This window comes from Pseudonocardia oceani (assembly GCF_019263585.2).
Taxonomy (GTDB): Bacteria; Actinomycetota; Actinomycetes; order Mycobacteriales; family Pseudonocardiaceae; genus Pseudonocardia; species Pseudonocardia oceani.
Map to the genome: position 1 here is coordinate 6,092,893 of NZ_JADQDF010000001.1, position 20,241 is coordinate 6,113,133.

General features: G+C 74.3%; 17 protein-coding genes. 8 read left to right on the forward strand and 9 right to left on the reverse strand.

Annotated features, from left to right (window positions below):
• Positions 1-70: 70 nt before the first annotated feature.
• From I4I82_RS30530 to I4I82_RS30540, 3 genes are read right to left on the reverse strand one after another with little or no spacing between them, the layout of a single operon-like run.
• Entirely contained in the window at positions 71-778 is a 708-nt protein-coding gene (locus tag I4I82_RS30530) for a ferredoxin reductase (protein ID WP_218596301.1), read from the reverse strand.
• On the reverse strand, positions 778-1,386 hold the full coding sequence (locus I4I82_RS30535; protein ID WP_218591052.1) for a sulfite oxidase-like oxidoreductase: 609 nt from the start codon (positions 1,384-1,386) through the stop codon (positions 778-780). The genes I4I82_RS30530 and I4I82_RS30535 overlap by 1 nt, the downstream gene beginning before the upstream one ends.
• 28 nt (positions 1,387-1,414) lie before the next feature.
• Positions 1,415-1,993, reverse strand: coding sequence for a PadR family transcriptional regulator (locus tag I4I82_RS30540; protein ID WP_308112847.1), 579 nt, complete (start codon positions 1,991-1,993; stop codon positions 1,415-1,417).
• Between the two features lie 106 nt (positions 1,994-2,099).
• Here I4I82_RS30540 and I4I82_RS30545 point away from each other — a divergent pair, with 106 nt between their 5' ends.
• From I4I82_RS30545 to I4I82_RS30565, 5 genes are all read left to right on the forward strand, one after another.
• Positions 2,100-3,593 (forward strand): class I adenylate-forming enzyme family protein, encoded by a 1,494-nt coding sequence (locus tag I4I82_RS30545; RefSeq protein ID WP_218591054.1) that lies wholly within the window; start codon positions 2,100-2,102, stop codon positions 3,591-3,593.
• Positions 3,586-5,955 (forward strand): xanthine dehydrogenase family protein molybdopterin-binding subunit, encoded by a 2,370-nt coding sequence (locus I4I82_RS30550; RefSeq protein ID WP_218591051.1) that lies wholly within the window; start codon positions 3,586-3,588, stop codon positions 5,953-5,955. The genes I4I82_RS30545 and I4I82_RS30550 overlap by 8 nt, the downstream gene beginning before the upstream one ends.
• Positions 5,956-5,957: 2 nt before the next feature.
• Positions 5,958-6,731 carry an enoyl-CoA hydratase/isomerase family protein gene (locus tag I4I82_RS30555; RefSeq protein WP_218591050.1) on the forward strand — a complete coding sequence of 258 codons (774 nt, stop codon included), beginning with the start codon at positions 5,958-5,960 and terminating at the stop codon, positions 6,729-6,731.
• The gene (locus tag I4I82_RS30560) at positions 6,728-7,573 is read left to right on the forward strand and encodes an FAD binding domain-containing protein (protein WP_218591049.1); all 846 of its coding nucleotides are present in this window, start codon (positions 6,728-6,730) and stop codon (positions 7,571-7,573) included. The genes I4I82_RS30555 and I4I82_RS30560 overlap by 4 nt, the downstream gene beginning before the upstream one ends.
• Before the next feature lie 92 nt (positions 7,574-7,665).
• A complete protein-coding gene (locus I4I82_RS30565) occupies positions 7,666-8,865 on the forward strand; it encodes a xanthine dehydrogenase family Fe-S subunit (RefSeq protein ID WP_226370339.1) in 1,200 nt (399 codons plus the stop codon).
• Between the two features lie 159 nt (positions 8,866-9,024).
• Here the strand turns inward: I4I82_RS30565 and I4I82_RS30570 are convergent, their stop codons facing one another.
• From I4I82_RS30570 to I4I82_RS30580, 3 genes are read right to left on the reverse strand one after another with little or no spacing between them, the layout of a single operon-like run.
• Positions 9,025-9,504 carry an NUDIX hydrolase gene (locus I4I82_RS30570; protein WP_218591047.1) on the reverse strand — a complete coding sequence of 160 codons (480 nt, stop codon included), beginning with the start codon at positions 9,502-9,504 and terminating at the stop codon, positions 9,025-9,027.
• A gap of 44 nt (positions 9,505-9,548) precedes the next feature.
• Entirely contained in the window at positions 9,549-10,322 is a 774-nt protein-coding gene (locus I4I82_RS30575) for an LLM class F420-dependent oxidoreductase (protein WP_218591046.1), read from the reverse strand.
• The gene (locus I4I82_RS30580; RefSeq protein WP_218591045.1) at positions 10,319-10,969 is read right to left on the reverse strand and encodes a Pr6Pr family membrane protein; all 651 of its coding nucleotides are present in this window, start codon (positions 10,967-10,969) and stop codon (positions 10,319-10,321) included. Before I4I82_RS30580 ends, I4I82_RS30575 begins: the two co-directional genes overlap by 4 nt.
• Before the next feature lie 120 nt (positions 10,970-11,089).
• Here I4I82_RS30580 and I4I82_RS30585 point away from each other — a divergent pair, with 120 nt between their 5' ends.
• Together I4I82_RS30585 and I4I82_RS30590 are read left to right on the forward strand one after the other, a co-directional pair.
• Complete coding sequence (locus I4I82_RS30585) at positions 11,090-11,773, forward strand: DUF742 domain-containing protein (protein WP_218591044.1); 684 nt, start codon at positions 11,090-11,092, stop codon at positions 11,771-11,773.
• 94 nt (positions 11,774-11,867) lie between these two features.
• Positions 11,868-13,070, forward strand: a complete 1,203-nt coding sequence (locus I4I82_RS30590) for an acyl-CoA dehydrogenase family protein (protein WP_218591043.1) — start codon at positions 11,868-11,870, stop codon at positions 13,068-13,070.
• A gap of 13 nt (positions 13,071-13,083) precedes the next feature.
• Here I4I82_RS30590 and I4I82_RS30595 read toward each other — a convergent pair whose 3' ends face one another.
• The 3 genes from I4I82_RS30595 to I4I82_RS30605 form a co-directional block, all read right to left on the reverse strand.
• Entirely contained in the window at positions 13,084-15,216 is a 2,133-nt protein-coding gene (locus tag I4I82_RS30595; RefSeq protein WP_218591042.1) for a putative bifunctional diguanylate cyclase/phosphodiesterase, read from the reverse strand.
• An 87-nt stretch (positions 15,217-15,303) separates the two neighbouring features.
• Positions 15,304-15,681 carry a hypothetical protein gene (locus I4I82_RS30600; protein ID WP_218591041.1) on the reverse strand — a complete coding sequence of 126 codons (378 nt, stop codon included), beginning with the start codon at positions 15,679-15,681 and terminating at the stop codon, positions 15,304-15,306.
• A gap of 389 nt (positions 15,682-16,070) precedes the next feature.
• On the reverse strand, positions 16,071-18,620 hold the full coding sequence (locus I4I82_RS30605) for a DEAD/DEAH box helicase (protein WP_218591040.1): 2,550 nt from the start codon (positions 18,618-18,620) through the stop codon (positions 16,071-16,073).
• Between the two features lie 69 nt (positions 18,621-18,689).
• On the opposite strand from I4I82_RS30605, the gene I4I82_RS30610 reads away from it, so the two are divergent.
• Positions 18,690-20,222 (forward strand): ATP dependent DNA ligase, encoded by a 1,533-nt coding sequence (locus I4I82_RS30610; RefSeq protein ID WP_218596302.1) that lies wholly within the window; start codon positions 18,690-18,692, stop codon positions 20,220-20,222.
• Positions 20,223-20,241: the final 19 nt, after the last annotated feature.

The following is a 20,241-nucleotide window of genomic DNA, read 5'->3' on the forward strand; positions in this document are numbered from 1 at the left end:
ATCGGGCGGGGGCGCGGGGCCGGGCGACGGGCCGGGGCGGCGGGCCGGGGCGGCGGGGCGCCCGCGATCGTCAGCCGGAGGGGCCGAAGCGCTCCGTGCGGATCGACTCCACCGGTACCCCGGCCTCCACCAGCAGGTCGGTGACGGCGTCGCAGAAGCCGGGGGAGCCGCACACGAACACGTCCTCGCCCCCGCGGACGAGCGGCGCGAGGTCGTCGACGGTGAGCCGACCGCGCCCGGTCCGCGTCAGCACGACAGTGGTCTCCGGGCCGGGCAGCTCGTCGGCGTAGTACAGGTCGGCCGCGGTGCGGGCGGAGACGACGACGCGCAACAGGTCGCCCGCGCCCGCCCGCCGGGCCTGGCGCAGCATCGCCATGAGCGGCACGACGCCGGACCCGCCGCCGACGAGCAGCGCCGGCGTGGCGCCCGCCCACGCGAAGTACCCGCCGATTGGGCCGCGCACCTCCAGCTCGTCGCCGGGCTCGACCACGCCGTGCAGGTAGCCCGACACCTCGCCGTCCTCGAGCTCCTCGACGGTCAGCTCGATCTCCCCCGTGTCGTCCGGGGCGGACGCCACCGAGTACGAGCGTTGGGCGGTGTACCCGTCGGGCGCGGTGAGCCGGACGACGTAGTGCTGCCCCGCGACGTGCCGGCGCGGCTCGGGCAGGGCCAGGCGCAGCGTCCGCGCGCGGGGTGTCTCGTCCCGCAGGGAGAGCACCCGCGCGACCTGCCAGCGCAGGGTCCGGCGGTGGGTGGTGCCGCCGGGCGTCGGAGTCATCAGTCGCCCTGGTAGCGCTGCTCGGTCCAGGGATCGCCGCGGTCGTGGTAGCCGTTGCGCTCCCAGAAGCCCTGTTCGTCGTGGTCGAGCAGGCGCAGTCCGGAGACCCACTTGGCGCTCTTCCAGAAGTACAGGTGCGGCACGAGCAGCCGGGCGGGGCCGCCGTGCTCGCGGGTGAGCGGCTGCCCGTCGACGTCCCAGACCACCCAGGCCTTCCCGCCGGTGACGTCGGCCAGCGGCAGGTTGGTGGTGTAGCCGGTGTGGGCGACCCCGATCACGTGGGTGGCGGTGGGAAGTACGCCGGCCGCGTCGAGCAGCGTGTCGACGGAGACGCCGTCGAACCGCATGCCGAACTTCGACCACGTCGTGACGCAGTGGATGTCGCCCTCGTACCGCGACGGCGGCAGCGTGTGGATCTCGTCCCAGGTCCACGTCAGCTCCCGCTCGACGAGACCCTCCACGGTGAACGTCCACCGGTCGGTGGTGAGTCGCGGGGTGGCCTCGGCGTTGAGCACCGGCCACTCGTCCCGCGCGTCGTACTGGCCCGGGGGGAGCCGGGGATCGCGCTCGCGTCGTCGTCCGAGGAAACCTCGCGTGGTGCCCGCCATACCGCTCCCAAGCCCGTCCCGGCGGGATTCATTCCGACCGGTCGTGCCGATGCTCCCGCGCCGCGCGCAGTCCGTCCAGATCGCCGTCGGCCAGCGCCCGCCAGAACCGCAGGGCGGCGTGCTCCATCTCCAGCCCCAGCTCGAGGGTGATCATGCGCGGCTCCGCGGAGGGCTGGGTGCCGAAGCGCTCCACCATGCCCTCGTAGACGGCGATGCGCTCCCGGTGCTGCGCCATCTGCTCCGCGGCGAGGGCGGCGACGTTGCCCGGGTCGCCGACCTCGTTGAAGAACAGCTTCAGCTCGGCGATGTCGCGCATCTGGAAGTGCTCGTTCGTCGGCGCGGCGAGCCACGCGCGCACGGCGTCGCGGCCCGAGCCGGTCAGCGAGTAGGTCTTGCGCCGCCGCCCGCTGTCCTCCACCGACAGCTCCAGCAGGCCGAGGTCGGCGAGCCGGTCGGGCTCGGAGTAGAGCTGGGCGTGCGGGAAGTGCCAGAAGTAGCCGACGGAGTGGCCCACGGCGCGCTTGAGGTCGTACGGCGTGGAGGGGCCGCGCAGCGCGATCATCCCCAGCACCACGTAGGACGTGGTCGACAGCCGCACCTCGGACACGTCCCGGATGGTAGCGCCCGGACCGTCCGCCGAGGACGGTCCGGGGTTGTGTCATCACCGTCCTCCCAGTACCGTCCGATTCAGAGCGTTGACGATCGGAGAGCGGATGGACCTGTCCACGGCACTGAGCTGGGCCGCCGAGCGGTACCCGCACCGCCGCGCGGTCGGCGGGTCCGGGCGGCACCTGACCTACGCCGAGTGGGACGCCCGCACCAACCGCCTCGCCCGTGCCCTGGCCGCGGCCGGCGTCTCGGCGGGTGACCGCGTGGCCTTCGGGCTCAGCGGTGGTGAGCCGCTGGCCGGCCTGCACCTCGCGGCGCAGAAGCTCGGCGCGGTGTCGGTTCCGCTGTCCACCCGCTTCGGCGCCGAGGAGCTGCGGTACTGCGTGGACGACGCGTCCGCCGTGCTCGTCGTCGCCGACGAGGCCAACGCGGGCCGCTTCCCCGGCGCGACGCACGACGTCGCCGACCTCGACGCCCGCGCCGGGCAGGAGTCCGACGCCCCGCTCGGCCGGACACCCGACGAGGACGCCGTCAGCGTCATGCTCTACACCTCCGGCACGACGGGGAAGCCCAAGGGCGTACCGCGCACCCACCGCGCCGAGCACGCCGCGGCCGTGGCGCACGCGGTGCAGACCCAGCAGCGCGACGGCGAGGTCGTGCTCGGTGTCATGCCGATGTTCCACACGATGGGTCTGCGCACGCTGCTGGCCAGCATCGTCGTCGGCGGGACGTGGGTGGGCCAGCCCGCGTTCGACGCCGCGGAGTCGATGGAGCTGATCCGCCGCGAGGGCGTCACCTCGCTCTACCTGGTGCCGACCATCTACTGGTCGCTGCTGCGAGCCGGGCTCGGGCAGGTCCGCGGCACGCTCGACCACCTTGCGTACGCCGGTGCCGCGATGACGCCCGCGCTCGCCGAGGAGCTCGTGGACGCGTTGGCGCCCACGTCCTTCGTCAACCACTTCGGGAGCACCGAGATCTACACGTTCACGATCGGCCCCGACGTCGCCGCCAAGCCCGGATCGGCCGGCCGCGCGGGGATCTTCTCCCGCGTCCGGCTGGTGGCGCCCGAGGTGGGCGCGCCCGTCGACGCGATCGTGGCGCCGGGGGAGCAGGGGCAGGTGATCGTGTCGATGGACAGCCCCGAGGCTTTCGCCGGCTACTGGAACCGTCCGGACGCGGACGCGAAGGCGATCCGCGACGGCTGGTACTTCACCGGCGACCTCGCCACGGCCGACGCCGACGGCGACCTCCTGGTCTCCGGCCGGGTCGACGACATGATCAACTCGGGCGGAGAGAACATCTACCCCGACGAGATCGAGGCCGCGCTGATCCGCTGCCCCGAGGTCGACGACGTGTGCGTGGTGGGCCTGCCCGACGAGCGGTGGGGCCACGCCGTCACCGCGTTCGTGGTGCCGCCGACGGGGGCCGATCCGCAGGCCTGCGCCGAGCGGGCGATGGCGTTCGCCCGTGAGGTGCTGCCGTCGCTGAAGCGCCCGAAGCGGGTGATCGCGGTCGATGCCATCCCGCGCTCCGGCGTGGGCAAGACGCTGCGCCGCACGCTGGTGGCCGGCGAGTACGAGGCGCGCGCCGATGTCTGAGTGGACCCCCTCCCGGATCGAGGACCTACCGCTGGTCACCGGGCGGGGGCGGTTCCTCGACGACCAGGACCCGCTGCCCGGCACGTTGACCGCCGCCGTCGTGCGCTCGACCCGGCCGCACGCGCGGATCCGGTCGGTCGATCTCTCCCGTGCCCGCGCCCACCCCGGCGTCGCGGCGGTGATCGGCCCGGACGAGGTGCGCGCTGCATTGAAGCCGTTCCCGCTCTCGACGGGCGCGCCGATGCACTACTACCCGACCGCCACCGACGTCGTGCGCTTCGTCGGCGAGCCGATCGCCGTGGTCGTCGCGTCCGACCGGTACGTGGCCGAGGACGCCGCCGAGCTCGTCGACGTCGAGTACGAGCCGCTCGACGTGGTGGTCGGGGCCCGCGCCGCGCTGGCCGAGGGCGCGCCGCTGCTGCACGAGGCCGCGGGCACGAACGTCGCCACCGACCGCACGTTCTCCTTCGGGGAGGTCGAGCGGGCCTTCGCCGAGGCCGCCCACGTCGTCGAGGGCGAGTACGACTTCCCCCGCTACTCCTCGGTGCCGATGGAGTGCTACTCCGTCATCGCCGACCACCGCGGCGACGCGGTGGAGGCGTGGGCCAACTTCCACGGCCCGTTCACGATGGTGCCCGTCATGGCCGGTGCGCTGGGTCTGCCGACGTCGGCGGTGCGGCTGCACGTGCCCGCCGACATCGGCGGCAGCTTCGGCATCAAGGCCGGCATCTACCCCTACGTCGTGCTGATGGCGCTGGCGTCGCAGCACTCCGGGACGCCGGTGCGCTGGACCGAGGACCGCGTCGAGCACCTGCTCGCCTCCTCCTCGGGGGCCGACCGGGTCATGCGGTTCGCCGCCGCCGTCACCGCGGACGGCGAGGTCACCGCGCTGCGGACCGACCTCGTCGACAACGTCGGCGCCTACCTCCGCCCGCCCGAGCCGTCCACGCTCTACCGCTGCTTCGGCAACATCACCGGCCCGTACGCGATCGGGGCCGTCGAGATCCGGGCGCGCGCGGTCGTCACCAACGCCATGCCGACGGGGCTGAACCGCGGCTTCGGCGGCCAGCAGCTCTACTTCGGGTTGGAGCGCCTCATGGACGCCGTCGCGGCGGCCACCGGCCTGGACCCGATCGAGGTCCGCCGCCGCAACCTGATCGACGCCTTCCCGTACGAGACGCCCACCGGCGGCGTCTACGACTCGGGTGACTACGCCGCCGCCGTCGCTCTGGCGGTGGAGAACGCCGACCTCGACGAGCTGCGCGCCCGGCAGGTCGCGGCCCGCGCCGAGGGCGCCTACTACGGCATCGGCACGGCGCTCGTCGTCGACCCGTCGGGCACCAACATCGGCTACGTCGGCCTCGCCACCCCCTCCGAGCAGCGCAGGCCGGGCCGCGACAAGTCGGGCTCCACCGAGCACGTGCGGATGTCCGTCGACGTCCAGGGGGTCGTCACGGTGCTGCTCGGATCGGTGCCGCAGGGGCAGGGGCACGCCACCGTGGCCCGTCAGGTGGCCGCGGACCGGCTCGGGTTGCCGGTGGAGCAGGTGCGCGTCGTCGTCGACATGGACACCGCCACCACCCCGTGGACGGTCACGTCCGGGAGCTACTCCTCGCGCTTCGCCCCGCTCGTCACGAGCGCGGTGGTGCAGGCGGCCGACACGATCGCCGGCACCATCCGGGCCGCCGCGTCCGTCGCGCTGGAGGTGCCGGCCGACGAGCTCTCGCTCACCGACGGCGCGGTCGTGCACCCGTCCGGGGTCACCATGGCGTTCCGGCACGCCGCCGGGATCGTGCACTGGGACCCCACCTCGCTGCCCGCCGGCGTGCCCGCCCGGCTCTACGCCGAGGCCGAGTTCAGCCCCCGCGAGACGAGGGCCGCCACGTCGGACGACCGGATCAACTCCTCGCTCTGCTACGGGTTCGTCGCCGAGATCGTGGCCGTGCGTATCGACCCGGCGACGCTGGAGATCACGATCGACCGCGTGTCGTCGGTGCACGACGCCGGCACCGTGCTCAACCAGCAGCTCCTCGACGGCCAGGTCCACGGCGCGCTCGCCCACGCCCTCGGCGGGGCGATGTACGAGGAGTTCACCCACGCCCCGTCCGGGCAGCCGACCTCGGCGACGTTCCTCGACTACCTGTGCCCCACCAGCGCCGAGACCGGCTTCGACCTGCGCACCGACCACGTCGTCACGCCGTCGCCCCTCACCCCGCTCGGGGCCAAGGGCTGCGGGGAGGGCTCGTCGATGAGCTTCCCCGTGGCCTTCGCCAACGCCGTGGCCGACGCGCTGCCCGGCATCGCGATCACGAAGCTCCCGCTGCACGGCGAGGTGCTGCACCAGATGATGGAGGAGATCTAGCTATGGCACTCACCGGTGGCGACGTCCTGCTGGAGAAGAAGGGCCCGATCGCGCACCTCACGCTCTCGCACGGGAAGTACACCGTGGTGACGTGGGAGATGCGCCAGCTCGTGGCCGACCGGTTCGCCGACATCGACGCCGACCCGGACATCCGGGTGGTCGTCGTGAGGTCCGACGGGGAGCACTTCACGAGCGGCGGCGACATCGCCGGGTTCATGGAGGTCGATCCCATGGACTTCACCGACCTCGGCCACAACGTCACCGCCCCCGCGCGCAGCACCAAGCCGGTGATCGCCGCGATCGACGGCTACTGCTTCGGCGTCGGCTGCGAGATGGCGCTGTCCTGCGACATCCGGCTCGGCACCCCGCGCACGCAGTTCGCGCTGCCCGAGATGAACCTCGGCATGATCCCCGGCTCCGGCGGCACTCAGCGGCTCTCCCGGCTGATCGGGCTCTCGCGGGCGAAGTTCCACATCATGACGGCCACCCGCATCTCCTCGCAGCAGGCGCTGGACTGGGGGATCCTCGCCGAGGTCCACGACGACCGCGAGGCGCTGGACTCCGCTGCCGACGCGCTGGCCGAGAAGATGGCCGGCTTCTCCCCGATCGCCCAGCGCACCGCCAAGGAGGTGCTGGACAAGGGCATCGACGGGCCGCTGTACACGGGCATCGACCTGGAACGGAAGGCCTACGCCATGCTCCGCTCCACGCACGACTTCGCCGAGGGCGTCGCGGCGTTCGGGGAGAAGCGCAAGCCGGAGTTCACGGGCCGGTGAAGGCGGCTCCCTTCGCCTACGTCCGGCCCGGATCGCTGGACGACGTCCTCGCCGAGCTGGCCTCCGGCGACGGGAAGATCCTCGCCGGCGGGCAGTCGCTGGTGCCGGTGCTGGCCATGCGCCTGGGCCGGCCCGCGACGCTCGTCGACATCGGCGCGGTCGCGTCGCTCGGTGACCTGTCGGTGACGGGCGACGTGCTCCGTGTCGGAGCCACCGTCCGCCAGCGTCGCCTGGAGCGCTCCGCGGAGGCCCGTGCCGTCCCCCTGATCGGGATGGTGATGCCCTTCGTCGGGCACCGGGAGCTGCGCAGCCGCGGCACCGTCTGCGGCAGCATCGCCCACGCCGACCCGTCGGCCGAGCTGCCCGCCGTGGCGTCCTGCCTCGGCGCGACGATCGAGGTGGCCGGGACCGGTGGCCGCCGCCGCGTCCCCGCGGCGGAGTTCTTCGCCGGCGCGATGACGACCGCCGCCACCGCCGAGGAGGTCGTGACCGGTGTGGAGTTCCCCGTGGCACGGCCCGGCGAGGGCTACGGGTTCGGGGAGATCGCCCGCCGGCACGGCGACTTCGCGCTGGCCGGGGTGGTGACGCGCGTCCGCGTGGACGACGACGGGGCCCTGCTCGACGCCCGCCTGACCGGTTTCGGCATCTCCGACACCCCGGTCACCCGCGACGTGACCGCCCTGCTCGACGACGAGAGCGGGATCCGGGACCTGGCGGCGGACGTGGTCGACACCGGCGGCGACACCCACGGCTCGACGGGCTACCGCCGCCGCCTGTTCACGGTGCTGGCGTCGCGCGAGCTGGCCCGCGCCCTGCGCGATGCACGGAAGGAGCGCTCATGACCACCACCGAACGCACTCCGGAGCCGCAACGCACTCCGGAGGGGGGCCGTGCCAGCACCACGGCTCCGAAGTGCGCACCGGCACGTGAGCGGGTGGAGGCGCACGAGCTCGTGGACGTCGCGTTCTCCGTCAACGGGTCGCCCGTGTCGGTGTCCGTGCCGCCCCGGATGCACCTGGCCGACGCCCTGCGCGAGCAGCTGGGGCTCACCGGCACCCACCTCGGGTGCGAGCACGGGGTCTGCGGGATGTGCACGATCCTCGTCGACGGCGACGCGGCGCGGGCCTGTCTGCTGTTCGCCGTGCAGTGCGAGGGCGCCGAGATCGTCACCGTGGAGGGGCTCGGGTCGCCGGAGCAGCAGCACCCGCTGCAGGAGGCGTTCTCCCACCACCACGGCCTGCAGTGCGGCTTCTGCACGCCGGGCATGCTGATGAGCTCCTACGACCTGCTCACGAACTCGCCGGACCACGCGGGCGACGACGAGCTGCCCGAGCAGATGTCGGGCGTGCTGTGCCGCTGCACCGGCTACCGCGGGATCCTCGCCGCGGTGTCGGACGTGCACGGGACCCACCCCGACGGGGTGCCCGGGCCGCGCAACTGCGCCGCCCGCACGCTGGTGGGGCGGGGGAGCGGGCCGGCGTCGTCGGAGGCCGCGGCCGACGGTGCGCCGGCCGACGAGGTACCGGCCGCCGCCCCGGCCGAGGTGCGCATCCCCACGGGCGCTCCCTCGGCCACGGTGCTGGTCACCAGCGAGCTGCGCTCGCCGGTCGCGGCCGTCTGGGAGGTCATGTCCGACGTGTCCCGGCTCGTGGCCTGCCTCCCGGGCGCCGAGCTCACCGAGACGCTGCCCGGTGACCGCTACCGCGGTCGTGCCGGCGTCGCCCTCGGGCCGGTGAAGCTGTCGTTCGAGGGCCTCGCGCAGATCCTCGAGCGCGACGCCGACTCCCACCGCATCCGGCTCGTCGGCCAGGGGCGCGACACCGGCGGGAGCGCCACCCAGGCCGACATCCGGCTGCACGCGGAGCCCGGCCCGGACGGCGGCTCGGTGCTGCGCGCCGAGGCCGACCTGTTCCTCTCCGGCCGCATCGCCCAGTTCGGGCGGGCGCTGGCCGGCGACGTCAGCAGGCGGCTGTTCGAGCAGTTCGCCGCCGCGGTGGACGCGAGCGCCCGCACCGGTGCGGCGCCCGATGTGCGGGTGGCCCCGCCGAGCCCGGTGCGGATCGCAGCGGGCGCGGTGGCCGACGCCGTGCGCCGTCGGGTCCGCGCCCTGCGCGCGCGCCTGCGGCGCAGGTAGACCCGCGCACCCCCGGCCGGCCGCTGCAGCCGGGGGTTCAGCGGCGCCGCGCGCCCGCACCCCGAGCACCGACGCCCCCAGCGCGGCTCCGAGCCCGACCATCCCGGCGAGCGCGCCCCGACGACCTGCTCGGAGGCGGGCCGGTCGCGCACGGCGACGTCAGGCGGACGAGCCCGCGCCGAGCAGGGCGTCGAGCCGGTCGACGAACTCCACCTGCGCGGCGACCAGCTTCCGCCGCGCGGCGTCGAGCTCGAACCAGGCCACGCGGTCGATCTCCGGGAAGGCCTGGACCGTGCCCGACCTGGGCGGCCACTCCAGGTCGAACGTGCCCGGGTGCAGGAGGGCGGGGTCGAAGTCGCCCTCCCGCGCGAACACGGTGATCTGCTTGCGGCCCCCGCGCTGGGAGACCGTGCCCAGCTCGCGCGAGTCCCCGGGCGGCGGCCGGTGCCCGAGCTCCTCGGTGAACTCGCGCTCGGCGGCCGCGAACGGCTCCTCGTCGGGCTCGTGCTCGCCCTTGGGGATCGACCAGGCGGCGTCGTCCTTGCGCGCCCAGTAGGGCCCGCCCATGTGCCCGAGCAGCACCTCGACGCCGCCCGGCGCCTCCCGGTACAGCAACAGCCCTGCGCTCAGTACAGCCACGGCCTCAGCATCCCAGACCCGGGTCCCGGACCGGGACCCCCGGATCAGGAACGGGAGTCGCGCCAGGCGATCCACTCCTTGAGCAGGCCGAGGTCGTAGTCGGGCCCGCCTACGCCGACGGTGAACAGCGTGGCGCCCGCGTCGACCAGGGCGTCGGCGACCTCGCCGGGCGGCTTGCCGACCCCGATCGACCGCTCGATCTGCGACGGCTCGCGGCCCACGTCGGCGCAGTGGCCGTCGAGGATGCCGTTCTTGCGGACGAGCGTGTCGACGTCGCCGAAGCTGTGCCAGATCCGGGCGTGCTCGGCGGTGTAGCGCAGCGTCTTCCTCTCCCCGCCGCCGCCGATGAGGATCGGGATCTCGCGGGTGGGGGCCGGGTTGAGCTTGGCCCAGCGGGCGCGGATGCGCGGCAGCGCCTGCGCCAGGTCGGCCAGCCGCGATCCGGCGGTGCCGAAGTCGTAGCCGTACTCGTCGTAGTCGCGCTCGAACCAACCCGCGCCGATGCCCAGGATAAGCCGGCCGCCGGAGATGTGGTCGACGGTGCGGGCCATGTCGGCGAGCAGCTCGGGGTTGCGGTAGCTGTTGCAGGTGACCAGGGCGCCGATCTCGACGCGGGAGGTGGCCTCGGCCCAGGCGCCGAGCATCGTCCAGCACTCGAAGTGCTCGCCGTCGGGCTCGCCGTAGAGCGGGAAGAAGTGGTCCCAGTTGAACACGACGTCGACGCCGGCCTCCTCGGCCTCCGCGACGGCGGAACGGATCTGGCGGTACTCGGCGTGCTGCGGCTGCAGCTGGACACCGATCCGGATGGGGTACGTCATGCCCCGATCCTGGCACCGCCCGCGGCCCGCCGCCCGAGCAGACGGTCCAGGCCCAGCACCGCCGCGGCGAGCACCCCGAAGAGCACGGCGATGCCGACGCAGTTGAGCGCCACCTGCCCGTAGCCCAGCAGGGCGACGTCGACGAACGGGTAGGGGTACCAGTCGATGACCGCCCCTCGCGCGAGCGTGAACGCGAGCCAGGCGACGGGGTAGAGCACCGACAGCAGCACGACCCGGCGGTCGGTGGTGCCGCGCGGCCCGAACAGCACCCAGCCGACGATCGCGAGCGCGGGCGTCACGGAGTGGAACAGCTGGTCGGCGAGCTCCTCGGCGCCGCTCAGCTCGCGCAGCCCGGCGAGCAGCGTGTGGTGGACCGCCGCGGTCACGCCGATGCCGACCAGTGCGTCGAGGCGCAGCACGGCCAGCACCGTCGAGCGGCGCTCCGGGCGCAGCGCGACCGCCAGCGAGGTGCCCGCGACCAGCAGGTTCGTCAGGATCGTGAAGAACGTGAAGAGGTTGGCGACGCGCGCGCCCGGCGTGTCGAACGCCCCGTCCTGCGCGGCCGCGGTGATGGGGACCTGGATGACGAGCGCGACGACGACGACGGCGGCGGTCGCGGCGTGCCAGACACGGCCGGTGACGGACATGTCACGGACGCTACCGACCCGGCCACCGCACCGGGTGAATACTGCTCACCGGGAGGTGTCGTCATGGCCGTGGAACGGCAGCGCAACAGGCCGGTAACCCCGGGCGTCCAGGGTTCGGACATGCCCAGCTCCGCCGACGGCCCACCGGAGATCGGGCTCACGGGTGCGCGCTTCGGCGGTCCGTCGCGCAGGCGCCGGGCGCGGTCGGAGCGGAGCGGGGCCGAGCCGGCCCCCGTCCGGGACCCCGCGCCGCCCGCCGTCCCGCCGCTGCCCGAGCCGGGCGACGACGGCCCGTCCGTCGGACTCACCGGGGCCCGGTTCGGTGGCGGTTCCCGCCCGCGGCGGCGGACCGACCGGTCCGAGCCGGCCGCGCTGCGGCCCGCGCCGGTGCACGAGACGCCCGTCGAGCCCCCGCCGGCGCCCGCCGAGCAGACCCTCCCCGTCGAGCGCCTCCTCCCGGTGCCGGGCGACGACGGGCCGTCCCGCACGCTCGTGCGCCCCTACGTCCTCACCGGCGGCCGCACGCGCGCCAGGGTGTCGTTCGCGCTGGAGGCGCTCGTCACGGCCACCGGTCCCGCGCGGCCCGGGGAGCCGTTCGACCACGGCCGGATCCGCGAGCTGTGCCACGGCCCGCGCTCGGTGGCCGAGGTCGCCGCGCTGCTGGGGGTCCCGCTCGGCGTGGCGCAGATCCTGCTGGCCGACATGCTCGACGCGGGGGCCGTGCAGGTCCACCGCACGGCCGACGCCGGGGGTCCCGACCTGGTGCTGATGGAGCGGGTGCTCTCCGGGCTGCGCCGGCTCTGAGCCCCGTCGGGGCCGAACGGGGCGGCCCGCCCGTCCGGGTGGGACCGGTCACCCCGAGGTCGCGTCACCCGCTCCGGTGTGGCACAACAGGCGGGTGACCACCGTGGATCCGCTGCCGCCGCCCGTGCCCGTCGTCGCCCCGCCGTACCACACGCCCGAGCGCGAGGAGCTGCAGTCGCGGGCCCGGCGGTTCGCCACGGAGCGCGTGCTGCCGGTGGCCAACGAGCTCGACCCCGTGAAGGGCGAGATCCCGCGCCCGCTGCTGGACGAGATGGCCGACGAGGGCTGGTTCGGCATCACCGTCGACCGCGAGCACGGCGGCATGGGCCTGGGCGCGTTCGAGTACTGCATGGTCGCCGAGGAGCTCGCCCGCGCCTGGATGAGCGTCGGCAGCATCATCGCCCGCGCGCAGGGGGCCGGCACCGGTGTCGCCGACCCGACCCGCCGCGACGAGCTGCTGCGCCGCAGCGCGAAGGGCCAGTGGATCGGCGCGATCGCGCTGTCCGAGCCCGACGCGGGGTCCGACCTCGCCGGCGTCGCCACCCGCGCCGTCCGCGACGGGGACGAGTACGTCGTCACCGGCCGCAAGCGCTGGACCGGCAACGCGAAGGCCGCCGACTTCATCCAGGTCCTCGTCCGCACCGCCGACCCGGGCCCGGACGAGAAGCGTTCCGCCGGCCTCGCGACGCTGCTGGTGGAGAAGGAGCGCGACGGGTTCCCCGAGGGCATCACCGGCTCCCCGATCGACAAGATCGGCTACCACGGGTTCGTCACGTGGGACCTCGAGTTCGACGGCTTCCGCGTCCCGGTCGCCAACCGGATCGGCAAGGCGGGCTTCGCCGACGCCCAGAAGTGGCTCAACACCGCCCGCGTGCACACCGCGGCGCGGGCCGTCGGGCTGGCGCGCGCGGCCGTCGAGGACTGCATCGTCTACCTGCAGGACCGCGAGCAGTTCGAGCACCCGATCGGCGACTTTCAGGCCGTGCGGTTCACCCTCGCGAACATGGCGGCGCGCGTGGAGCAGGCGCGGGCGTTCTACCAGCACGTCGCGCACCTCATCGACCTCGGGCAGCCCTGCGAGCGCGAGGCCGCGATGGTGAAGCTGATGGCCACCGAGATGGCCGCGGAGGTCACCGGCGACGGCATCCAGCTCCACGGCGGCAACGGCTACACCACCGAGCACCAGGTCGAGCGGCACTGGCGCGACGCCCGGCTCACGACGATCTTCGAGGGCACCAGCGAGATCCAGCGCAAGATCATCGCCGATCGGCTGCTGCCGCGCAGCCCGCTGGGCTAGCGGGGACGCGCGTTCACAGCGACCGCGCCCCGACGGCGCCGCGGGCCAGCATCGCGGTGATCGCCGGGGCGTCGGTGGCCGGGGAGTAGTGCCAGCCCTGGCCGACGTCGCAGCCCAGCGCGTGCAGCAGCCGGCCCTGCTCGGCGGTCTCCACGTGCTCGGCGGTGACCGACAGCCCGAGCGTGTGCGCGAGCCGCACGAGGTGGGCCAGGACGTCGGCGTCGATCGCGTCGCCGGTGACGCCCGGGCCGGTGCCGCGCCCGGTCACGAACGACCCGGCCAGCTTGAGCACGTGCACCGGCAGCTCGCGCAGGTAGGCGAGGTTGGAGTAGCCGGTGCCGAAGTCGTCGATCGCGATGCGGACGCCGAGCGCGGCGAGGCGGCGCAGCACCACCAGCGGGGCGCCGGTCGTCGCCATCGCGGCGGTCTCGGTGAGCTCGAGCTGCAGGGCGGCGGGAGGCAGGCCGGTCTCGCGCAGCACGCGCGCCACGTCGTCGACCAGCCCGGGCTCGTGGACCTGGCGCACTGCGATGTTGACGCTGACGAAGACGTCCTCACCGCCCGGCTCGGCGCGCCAGCGCACGGCCTGCGCGCACGCCTGCTCCAGCACCCACCGACCCAGCGGCACGATGAGCCCGCTCTCCTCGGCGAGCGGCACGAACTCGTCGGGCCCCAGCGGCCGGTCGTGCCCGGGGCGCTCCCAGCGGACCAGTGCCTCGACGCCGACCAGCCGCGCGTCGGCCAGGCGCACCAGCGGCTGGTAGCAGACGAGGAACTCCTCGCGGGCCAGCGCGTCGGGCAGGCCGGCGGCGCGGGCGAAGCGCTCGATGTGGGCGCGGTGGCGGTCGGGGTCGAAGAAGGCGCAGCGGTCGCGGCCGTCGTCCTTGGCCCACATGAGGGTGGTGTCGGCGGCCTTGAGCAGCTCGGCGGCCGTGTCGCCGCCGTCGGAGCGCCGGACGACGCCGACGCTCGCCGTGACCGTCAGGTCGCGCCCGTCCAGGCGCAGCGGCCGGCGCACCGCGTCGAGGATCCGCCCGGGCACGCGCTCCAGCTCCGCCGCGCCGCCCTGCTCGACGAGCACCACGAACTCGTCGCCGCCCATCCGTGCGACGAGGTGTCCGTCGGGGACCAGGTCGGTGGTGAGGCGCTGCGCGACGGCCCGCAGGAGCTCGTCACCCACGGTGTGCCCGAGGGTGTCGTTGACGGCCTTGAACCCGTCGAGGTCGATGAAGCACACGCCGACCTCGCAGCCGCCCGTGCGCAGCGCGGCGTCGAGCCGCTCCAGGAACAGCGCGCGGTTGGGCAGGCGGGTGAGGGGGTCGTGCAGGGCCTGGTGGCGCAGGCGGTCCTCGAGGTCGCGGCGCTCGGTGATGTCGGCGACCATCCCGACGATGTACCGCGGCACCTCGTCCGGGTCGCGCAGCAGCGTCAGCACGACCTCCAGGCGCACCGGGCGGCCCTCGGTGTGCCAGACGGTCTTCTCCAGGCGCATGTGGTCGAGCGTCCCGGCGAGCATGGCGTCGAGGCGGGTCCAGATCTCCGGGTCGTCCTCGGGGTGCACGAACTCCTGCAGGCTGTGCTCGCGGAACTGCTCCGGGGTGAGCCCGAAGATCTCGCCCAGCGCGGCGTTGGACTCCAGCACCCGCCCGTCCAGCGCCGCGACCCCGATGCCCATGGGGGAGCCCGCGAACACCGCGGCGAAGCGGGCCTCGCTCGTGCGGCGGGCGCGGTCGGCGGCCGAGCGGGCGGCGAGCGCGGCTAGGCCCAGGCGCTGCTGCTCGGCGCGGACCCGCTGCTGCACCGCCGCGGCGTAGCCCACGGCCATGCGCGACACGATCGTCGCCAGACGCGCCGCCGCATCCGGCGCGGTGGCGGCGGGGGAGAGGTGCGTGGTGAGGTGGGCGAGGCTCGCGTCGAGCACACCGAGGTCGGCGAGGCCGGCCAGGACGAGCGAGCGCCCCGTGTCGGCGGCGGCGTCACCCGCGCGGGCGGGGTCCTCCTCGGTCCACGCCGCGAGCAGCCGGGCGGCCGGATCGCGCAGCAGCGCGGCGACCGGCGCCGGGTCCGCGACCTCACCGCTCAGGGCGCGCGCCCACGACGCGGCCAGGGCGTCGGCCGCCCCGTCCTGCTCGTCGTGGCCGCTCACGCCGGCTCCTGCCTGTCCGGTCTCGCCGCACGGACGCCGCGACGATAGCCGTTGACGATCACCCCGCGCACCGTTCACCGTGCGTGATCAGGCCTCCGGTGTCTGCTTGCGGCGCCCGCCGCGCTGCATGTCGCCGGTGGTCGTGCGGCGTCCGGGGTCGATCAGGCGCTTCCACTTGCCCTGCGCGGCCTGCCGGCTGTTGAGCTGCGCCTGCACGGCGTCGGCCACCTGCTGCCAGGTGAGGCCGTCGGAGCGGAGCTTGCGGATGAGGTCGCGCTCGTAGTAGTCGGCCAGGCGCCGCATCTCGCCGACCAGGGCGTACCAGGCGGCGGCCCCGTCGTGGGTGAGGACCCCGTTCCTGGCCCGATCCTTGAGCCCGTCGAGCTGCTGGGTGATCGACTCCCGCTGCTTGGCGATGGACGGGTCGGCGCGCTCGAGCCAGCGCTGGGCTTCCTCGTACTTCATGTGTCAGTCATACATTGACGGAAGCGGATCGGCAATCTGTGATTGACCTTCTTGCGGCCTCCGGGCCGCCTGCCCCTTGATCGCCGGGAATGCGCCGGCGGGGTCGGGGGAGGGGCCGTGGTGGTGCGGTCCCGACGATCAAGGGCGCCGCGATCGCTCCTCGCCGCACCTCACGGCTGCGGCGACGACCGTGAGATGCGGCTGGCGGCGATCAAGGCCGGATGGTGGACCGCCGCCGGTGATCACCGCTGCCCGCCGGCCGGCCGTCGCGCAGGCGGCAGCGCTATTAGGCCCGCCCCGCACCAACCGCCCTTGATCGCCGAGAGTGCATCTCGAGGGTCGTCGAGACGACCGTGGTGGTGCGGTCCCGACGATCGAGGGCGGCGCCGTCAGGCCCCGCCCATCGCCTCGACCCCGGTGACCCACACGACCGGGCCGCCCTCCTCGTCGGAGGCGGCCAGGTCGACCTCGGCGGTGATCGCCCAGTCGTGGTCGGCGGCCGGGTCGTCGAGCACCTGGCGCACCAGCCAGCGCTCGGGCTCCTCGGTGATCGTAATGAGCTGGGGGCCGCGCGCGTTCGGGCCGGTGCCGATGGCGTCGAACGTGTCGCCGTGCAGCGCGAAGTAGGGCAGCAGGGCCTCCCGCCAGGCGGCGGCGTCCCAGCCGGCGGCCGAGTCGAGCTCGGCGAGCAGGTCCCAGCGGCGGAACGCGGCCAGCTCGACCCGGCGGAACATCGCGTTGCGCACCAGCACCCGGAACGCCCGGACGTTGCGCGTGACGCCCGCGGGGCCGGTGTCCAGCGACGGGGGCGCGACCTCGTCACCCGCGCCCGCTCCGGCGGCGAGGGCCTCCCACTCGTCGAGCAGGGAGGAGTCGGTCTGGCGGACGAGCTCGCCCAGCCACTCGACGACGTCGGTCAGCTCCTCGGTGCGCGCCGAGTCGGGGACGGTCTGGCGCAGGGCGCGGTAGGTGTCGGCGAGGTAGCGCAGCACCAGCCCCTCCGACCGCGCGAGCTGGTAGTGCGAGACGTACTCGACGAACGTCATGGACCGCTCGAACATGTCCCGCGCCACCGACTTCGGCGAGAGCTTCGCGTCCTCCACCCACGGCGCGCCGCGGCGGTAGGTCTCCAGCGCGGCGTTCAGCAGCTCGTCGAGCGGCTTGGGCCAGGTGACGTCCTCGAGCAGCGCCATCCGCTCCTCGTACTCGATGCCCTCGGCCTTCATCGCCGCCACCGCCTCGCCCTTGGCCTTGCTCTGCTGGGCGTAGAGCACCTGGCGGGGGTCGTCGAGGGTGGCCTCGATGATCGACAGGACGTCCATCGCGTAGGTGGGGGACTCGCGGTCGAGCAGCTCCACCGACGCCAGCGCGAAGGGGGAGAGGGGCTGGTTGAGAGCGAAGTCGAGCTGCAGGTCGCCGACCAGGCGCACGCGCCGGCCCTCGGCGTCGGGCTCGGGGAGCTCCTCGACGACCCCGGACGTCCGCAGGGCGCGGTAGATCGCGATGGCGCGGAGGATGTGGCGGCGCTGGCGGGGCCGCGGCTCGTGGTTGTCCTCCAGCAGGTGGCGCATCGCGGTGAAGGCGTCACCGGGCCGGGAGATGACGTTGAGCAGCATCGCGTGCGACACCTGGAAGTGGCTGGTCAGCGGCTCGGGCTGCGCGGTCTGGAGCTTCTCGAAGCTGACCTGCGACCAGCCGACGAACCCCTCCGGCGCCTGCGTGCGCACCACGCGCTTGCGCTTCTTGGGGTCGTCGCCGGCCTTGGCGAGGCGCCGGTGGTTCTCGACCTCGTGGTCGGGGGCCTGCGCGACGACCGTGCCGACGGTGTCGTAGCCCGCCCGCCCCGCGCGCCCGGCGATCTGGTGGAACTCGCGCGCCTTGAGCGAGCGGGTGCGCTGCCCGTCGTACTTGGCCAGGGCGGTGAACAGCACCGTGCGGATCGGCACGTTGATGCCGACGCCGAGCGTGTCGGTGCCGCAGATGACGCGCAGCAGCCCGGCCTGCGCGAGCGTCTCGACCAGGCGCCGGTAGCGGGGGAGCATCCCGGCGTGGTGCACGCCGATGCCGTGGCGCACCAGCCGCGAGAGCGTGCGCCCGAACCCGGAGGTGAACCGGAAGTTCCCGATCAGGGCGGCGATGGCCGCCTTGTCCTCCTTCGACGTGACGTTGACGCTCATCAGCGCCTGCGCCCGCTCCACCGCCGACTGCTGGGTGAAGTGCACGACGTAGACCGGCGCCTGGTTCGTCGTCGTCAGCTCCTGGATCGTCTCGTGCACCGGCGTGTGGACGTACTGGTAGACCAGCGGCACGGGCCGTTCCACCGACGTGATCACCGCGGTCTCGCGGCCGGTGCGGCGGGTGAGGTCGTCGCGGAAGAACGAGACGTCGCCGAGCGTGGCGCTCATCAGCAGGAACTGCGCCTGCGGCAGCTCGACGATCGGCACCTGCCAGGCCCAGCCGCGGTCGGGGTCGGCGTAGAAGTGGAACTCGTCCATGACGACGGAGCCGACGTCGGCGTCGCGCCCGGAGCGCAGCGCGATGTTGGCGAGGATCTCGGCCGTGCAGCAGATGATCGGCGCCTGCTCGTTGACCGCGGCGTCGCCGGTGAGCATGCCGACCTTCTCGGGCCCGAACACGTCGATCAGCGCGAAGAACTTCTCGCTGACCAGCGCCTTGATCGGCGCGGTGTAGAACGTGCGCTGCCCGCGGGCCAGTGCGGCGGCGTGCGCCCCGATCGCCACCAGCGACTTCCCGGAGCCGGTGGGCGTCGAGAGGATCACGTTGCTGCCCGTGACCAGCTCGATCAGCGCCTCCTCCTGCGCCGGGTACAGGGACAGGCCCTGCTCCTCGAACGCCCAGTCGGTGAACGACTCGACGAGGTCGTCCGGGTCGACGGGTGCCCCGGAGGGGCCGGGCGCGAGGCGGTCGGTCAGCGTCATGGTGCTCCCGATCGTCCCTTGTGCGCTCTGCGACCGCCGGAGCGGGGCCGGACGGTTACGGTGACGCCCGTGACGGGGGCGACATCCGACGACGGCGTGCCGCTGCTCGTCCCGCCCATGCTGCCGTCGGTGACCTCGGGCGATCCCCCTACCGGGAGCGACTGGCGGGTCGAGGTGGCGTGGACCGGCCACCGCTGCATCGCCTACGTGCACCCGCCCGGCCCGGGCCGCGAGGGGCGGGTGCGGCTGCTCAGCGGCGCCGACAACTCCATGACCCACGCCTACCCGGAGTTCTCCGCGCCGCTGCTGGCGCGCTGCCCGCCCGGCGGGATGGTGCTCGACGGCACGATCGTCGCGCGCGGGGAGGAGCACGCCGCCCGCCCGCGCCTGCTCAAGCGCCGCCATTCCCGCTACAAGCCCAGCGAGCACGACATCGCGGCGGTCCCGGTCGACCTGCAGGTCGCCGACCTGCTCTTCTTCGACGGCCACGACACCGTCGGCCTGCCCTACCGCGAGCGCCGCGGGCTGCTGGAGGGCCTGGGCCTCGACGGCGCCCCGGTCTGGACGACGGCCCTGTTCCCGGCCACCGAGCTCGGCTCGATCATGCGGATCGCGGCCGCCGAGGGCATCGACGCCTTCCACGCGCGGCACCTCGGCGCCCGCTACCGGCCCGGCGGGCGCTCCAAGTTCTGGCTGCGGGTGCCGGTGCAGCGCACCCGCCAGGTCGTCATCGGCGGCTGGACGCCCACCGACCCGCACCGCCCCGACACCATCGGCGCCCTGCTCCTGGGCGTGCCCGACGGCGACCGCCTGCGCTACGTCGGACGCGTGGGCATCGGCGTCGACGAGCGCCGCCGCCTCGACGCCGACCTGCGCGGCTCGGCCCGCGACGCGTCGCCGTTCACCGGTGCGCTGCCCGCCGACGCCGCCCGGCACGCGGTGTGGGTGCTGCCCGACCTCGTCGGCCTCGTCGAGTTCACCGGCTGGGTGGGCGGCACGCGGATGCGGCTGCCGATGTGGCGCGGCCTGGCCCGGTTCGAGGACCTCGACGACTCGCAGTGGGCGGTGCCGCCGGCGGTCACGGCCCCGGCTCCGGCCCCACCCACCCCGGCGGCCCCGGATCCCGCGCCGGCCCCGCCCGAGCCCGACCCGCCCCCGCCGCCGCCCGAGGCCGAGCGGCGCCTCGAGCAGCACTTCGTCTACAACTCGCTCAACACGATCGCGGCGCTCATCCGTACCGACCCGCTGCGGGCCCGTGAGCTGCTGTTCGGGTTCGCCGACCTCTCCCGCACCGCCGACGGCCCGCCGGAGAGCACGCTGGGCCGCGAGCTGGAGACGGTGCGGGCCTACCTGGCGATCGAGCAGGCCCGCTTCGGCGCGCGGCTGGGGGTCACCACCGAGGTCGAGCAGGGCGTCGAGCCCGTGCCGGTGCCCACGATGGCGGTGCTCACGATGGTCCGCGACGCCGTGCAGCGCGGCATCGAGCCCCGGCGCGAGGGCGGGGTGCTGGCGCTGTCGGTGCGCCGTGTCGACGCCGGGTGCGAGGTCACGGTGACGGCCGCCGCGGGGGAGCCCGCGGTGCTGGTGCTGCCCACGGGCTGAGAACCGCAACGCGATGGTG

Coding starts and splice junctions, on each gene's coding strand:
- I4I82_RS30530 (WP_218596301.1), bottom strand. CDS start 778: ATGACTCCGACGCCCGGCGGCACCACCCACCGCCGGACCCTGCGCTGG.
- I4I82_RS30535 (WP_218591052.1), bottom strand. CDS start 1,386: ATGGCGGGCACCACGCGAGGTTTCCTCGGACGACGACGCGAGCGCGAT.
- I4I82_RS30545 (WP_218591054.1), top strand. CDS start 2,100: ATGGACCTGTCCACGGCACTGAGCTGGGCCGCCGAGCGGTACCCGCAC.
- I4I82_RS30550 (WP_218591051.1), top strand. CDS start 3,586: ATGTCTGAGTGGACCCCCTCCCGGATCGAGGACCTACCGCTGGTCACC.
- I4I82_RS30555 (WP_218591050.1), top strand. CDS start 5,958: ATGGCACTCACCGGTGGCGACGTCCTGCTGGAGAAGAAGGGCCCGATC.
- I4I82_RS30575 (WP_218591046.1), bottom strand. CDS start 10,322: ATGACGTACCCCATCCGGATCGGTGTCCAGCTGCAGCCGCAGCACGCC.
- I4I82_RS30580 (WP_218591045.1), bottom strand. CDS start 10,969: ATGTCCGTCACCGGCCGTGTCTGGCACGCCGCGACCGCCGCCGTCGTC.
- I4I82_RS30585 (WP_218591044.1), top strand. CDS start 11,090: ATGCCCAGCTCCGCCGACGGCCCACCGGAGATCGGGCTCACGGGTGCG.
- I4I82_RS30600 (WP_218591041.1), bottom strand. CDS start 15,681: ATGAAGTACGAGGAAGCCCAGCGCTGGCTCGAGCGCGCCGACCCGTCC.
- I4I82_RS30605 (WP_218591040.1), bottom strand. CDS start 18,620: ATGACGCTGACCGACCGCCTCGCGCCCGGCCCCTCCGGGGCACCCGTC.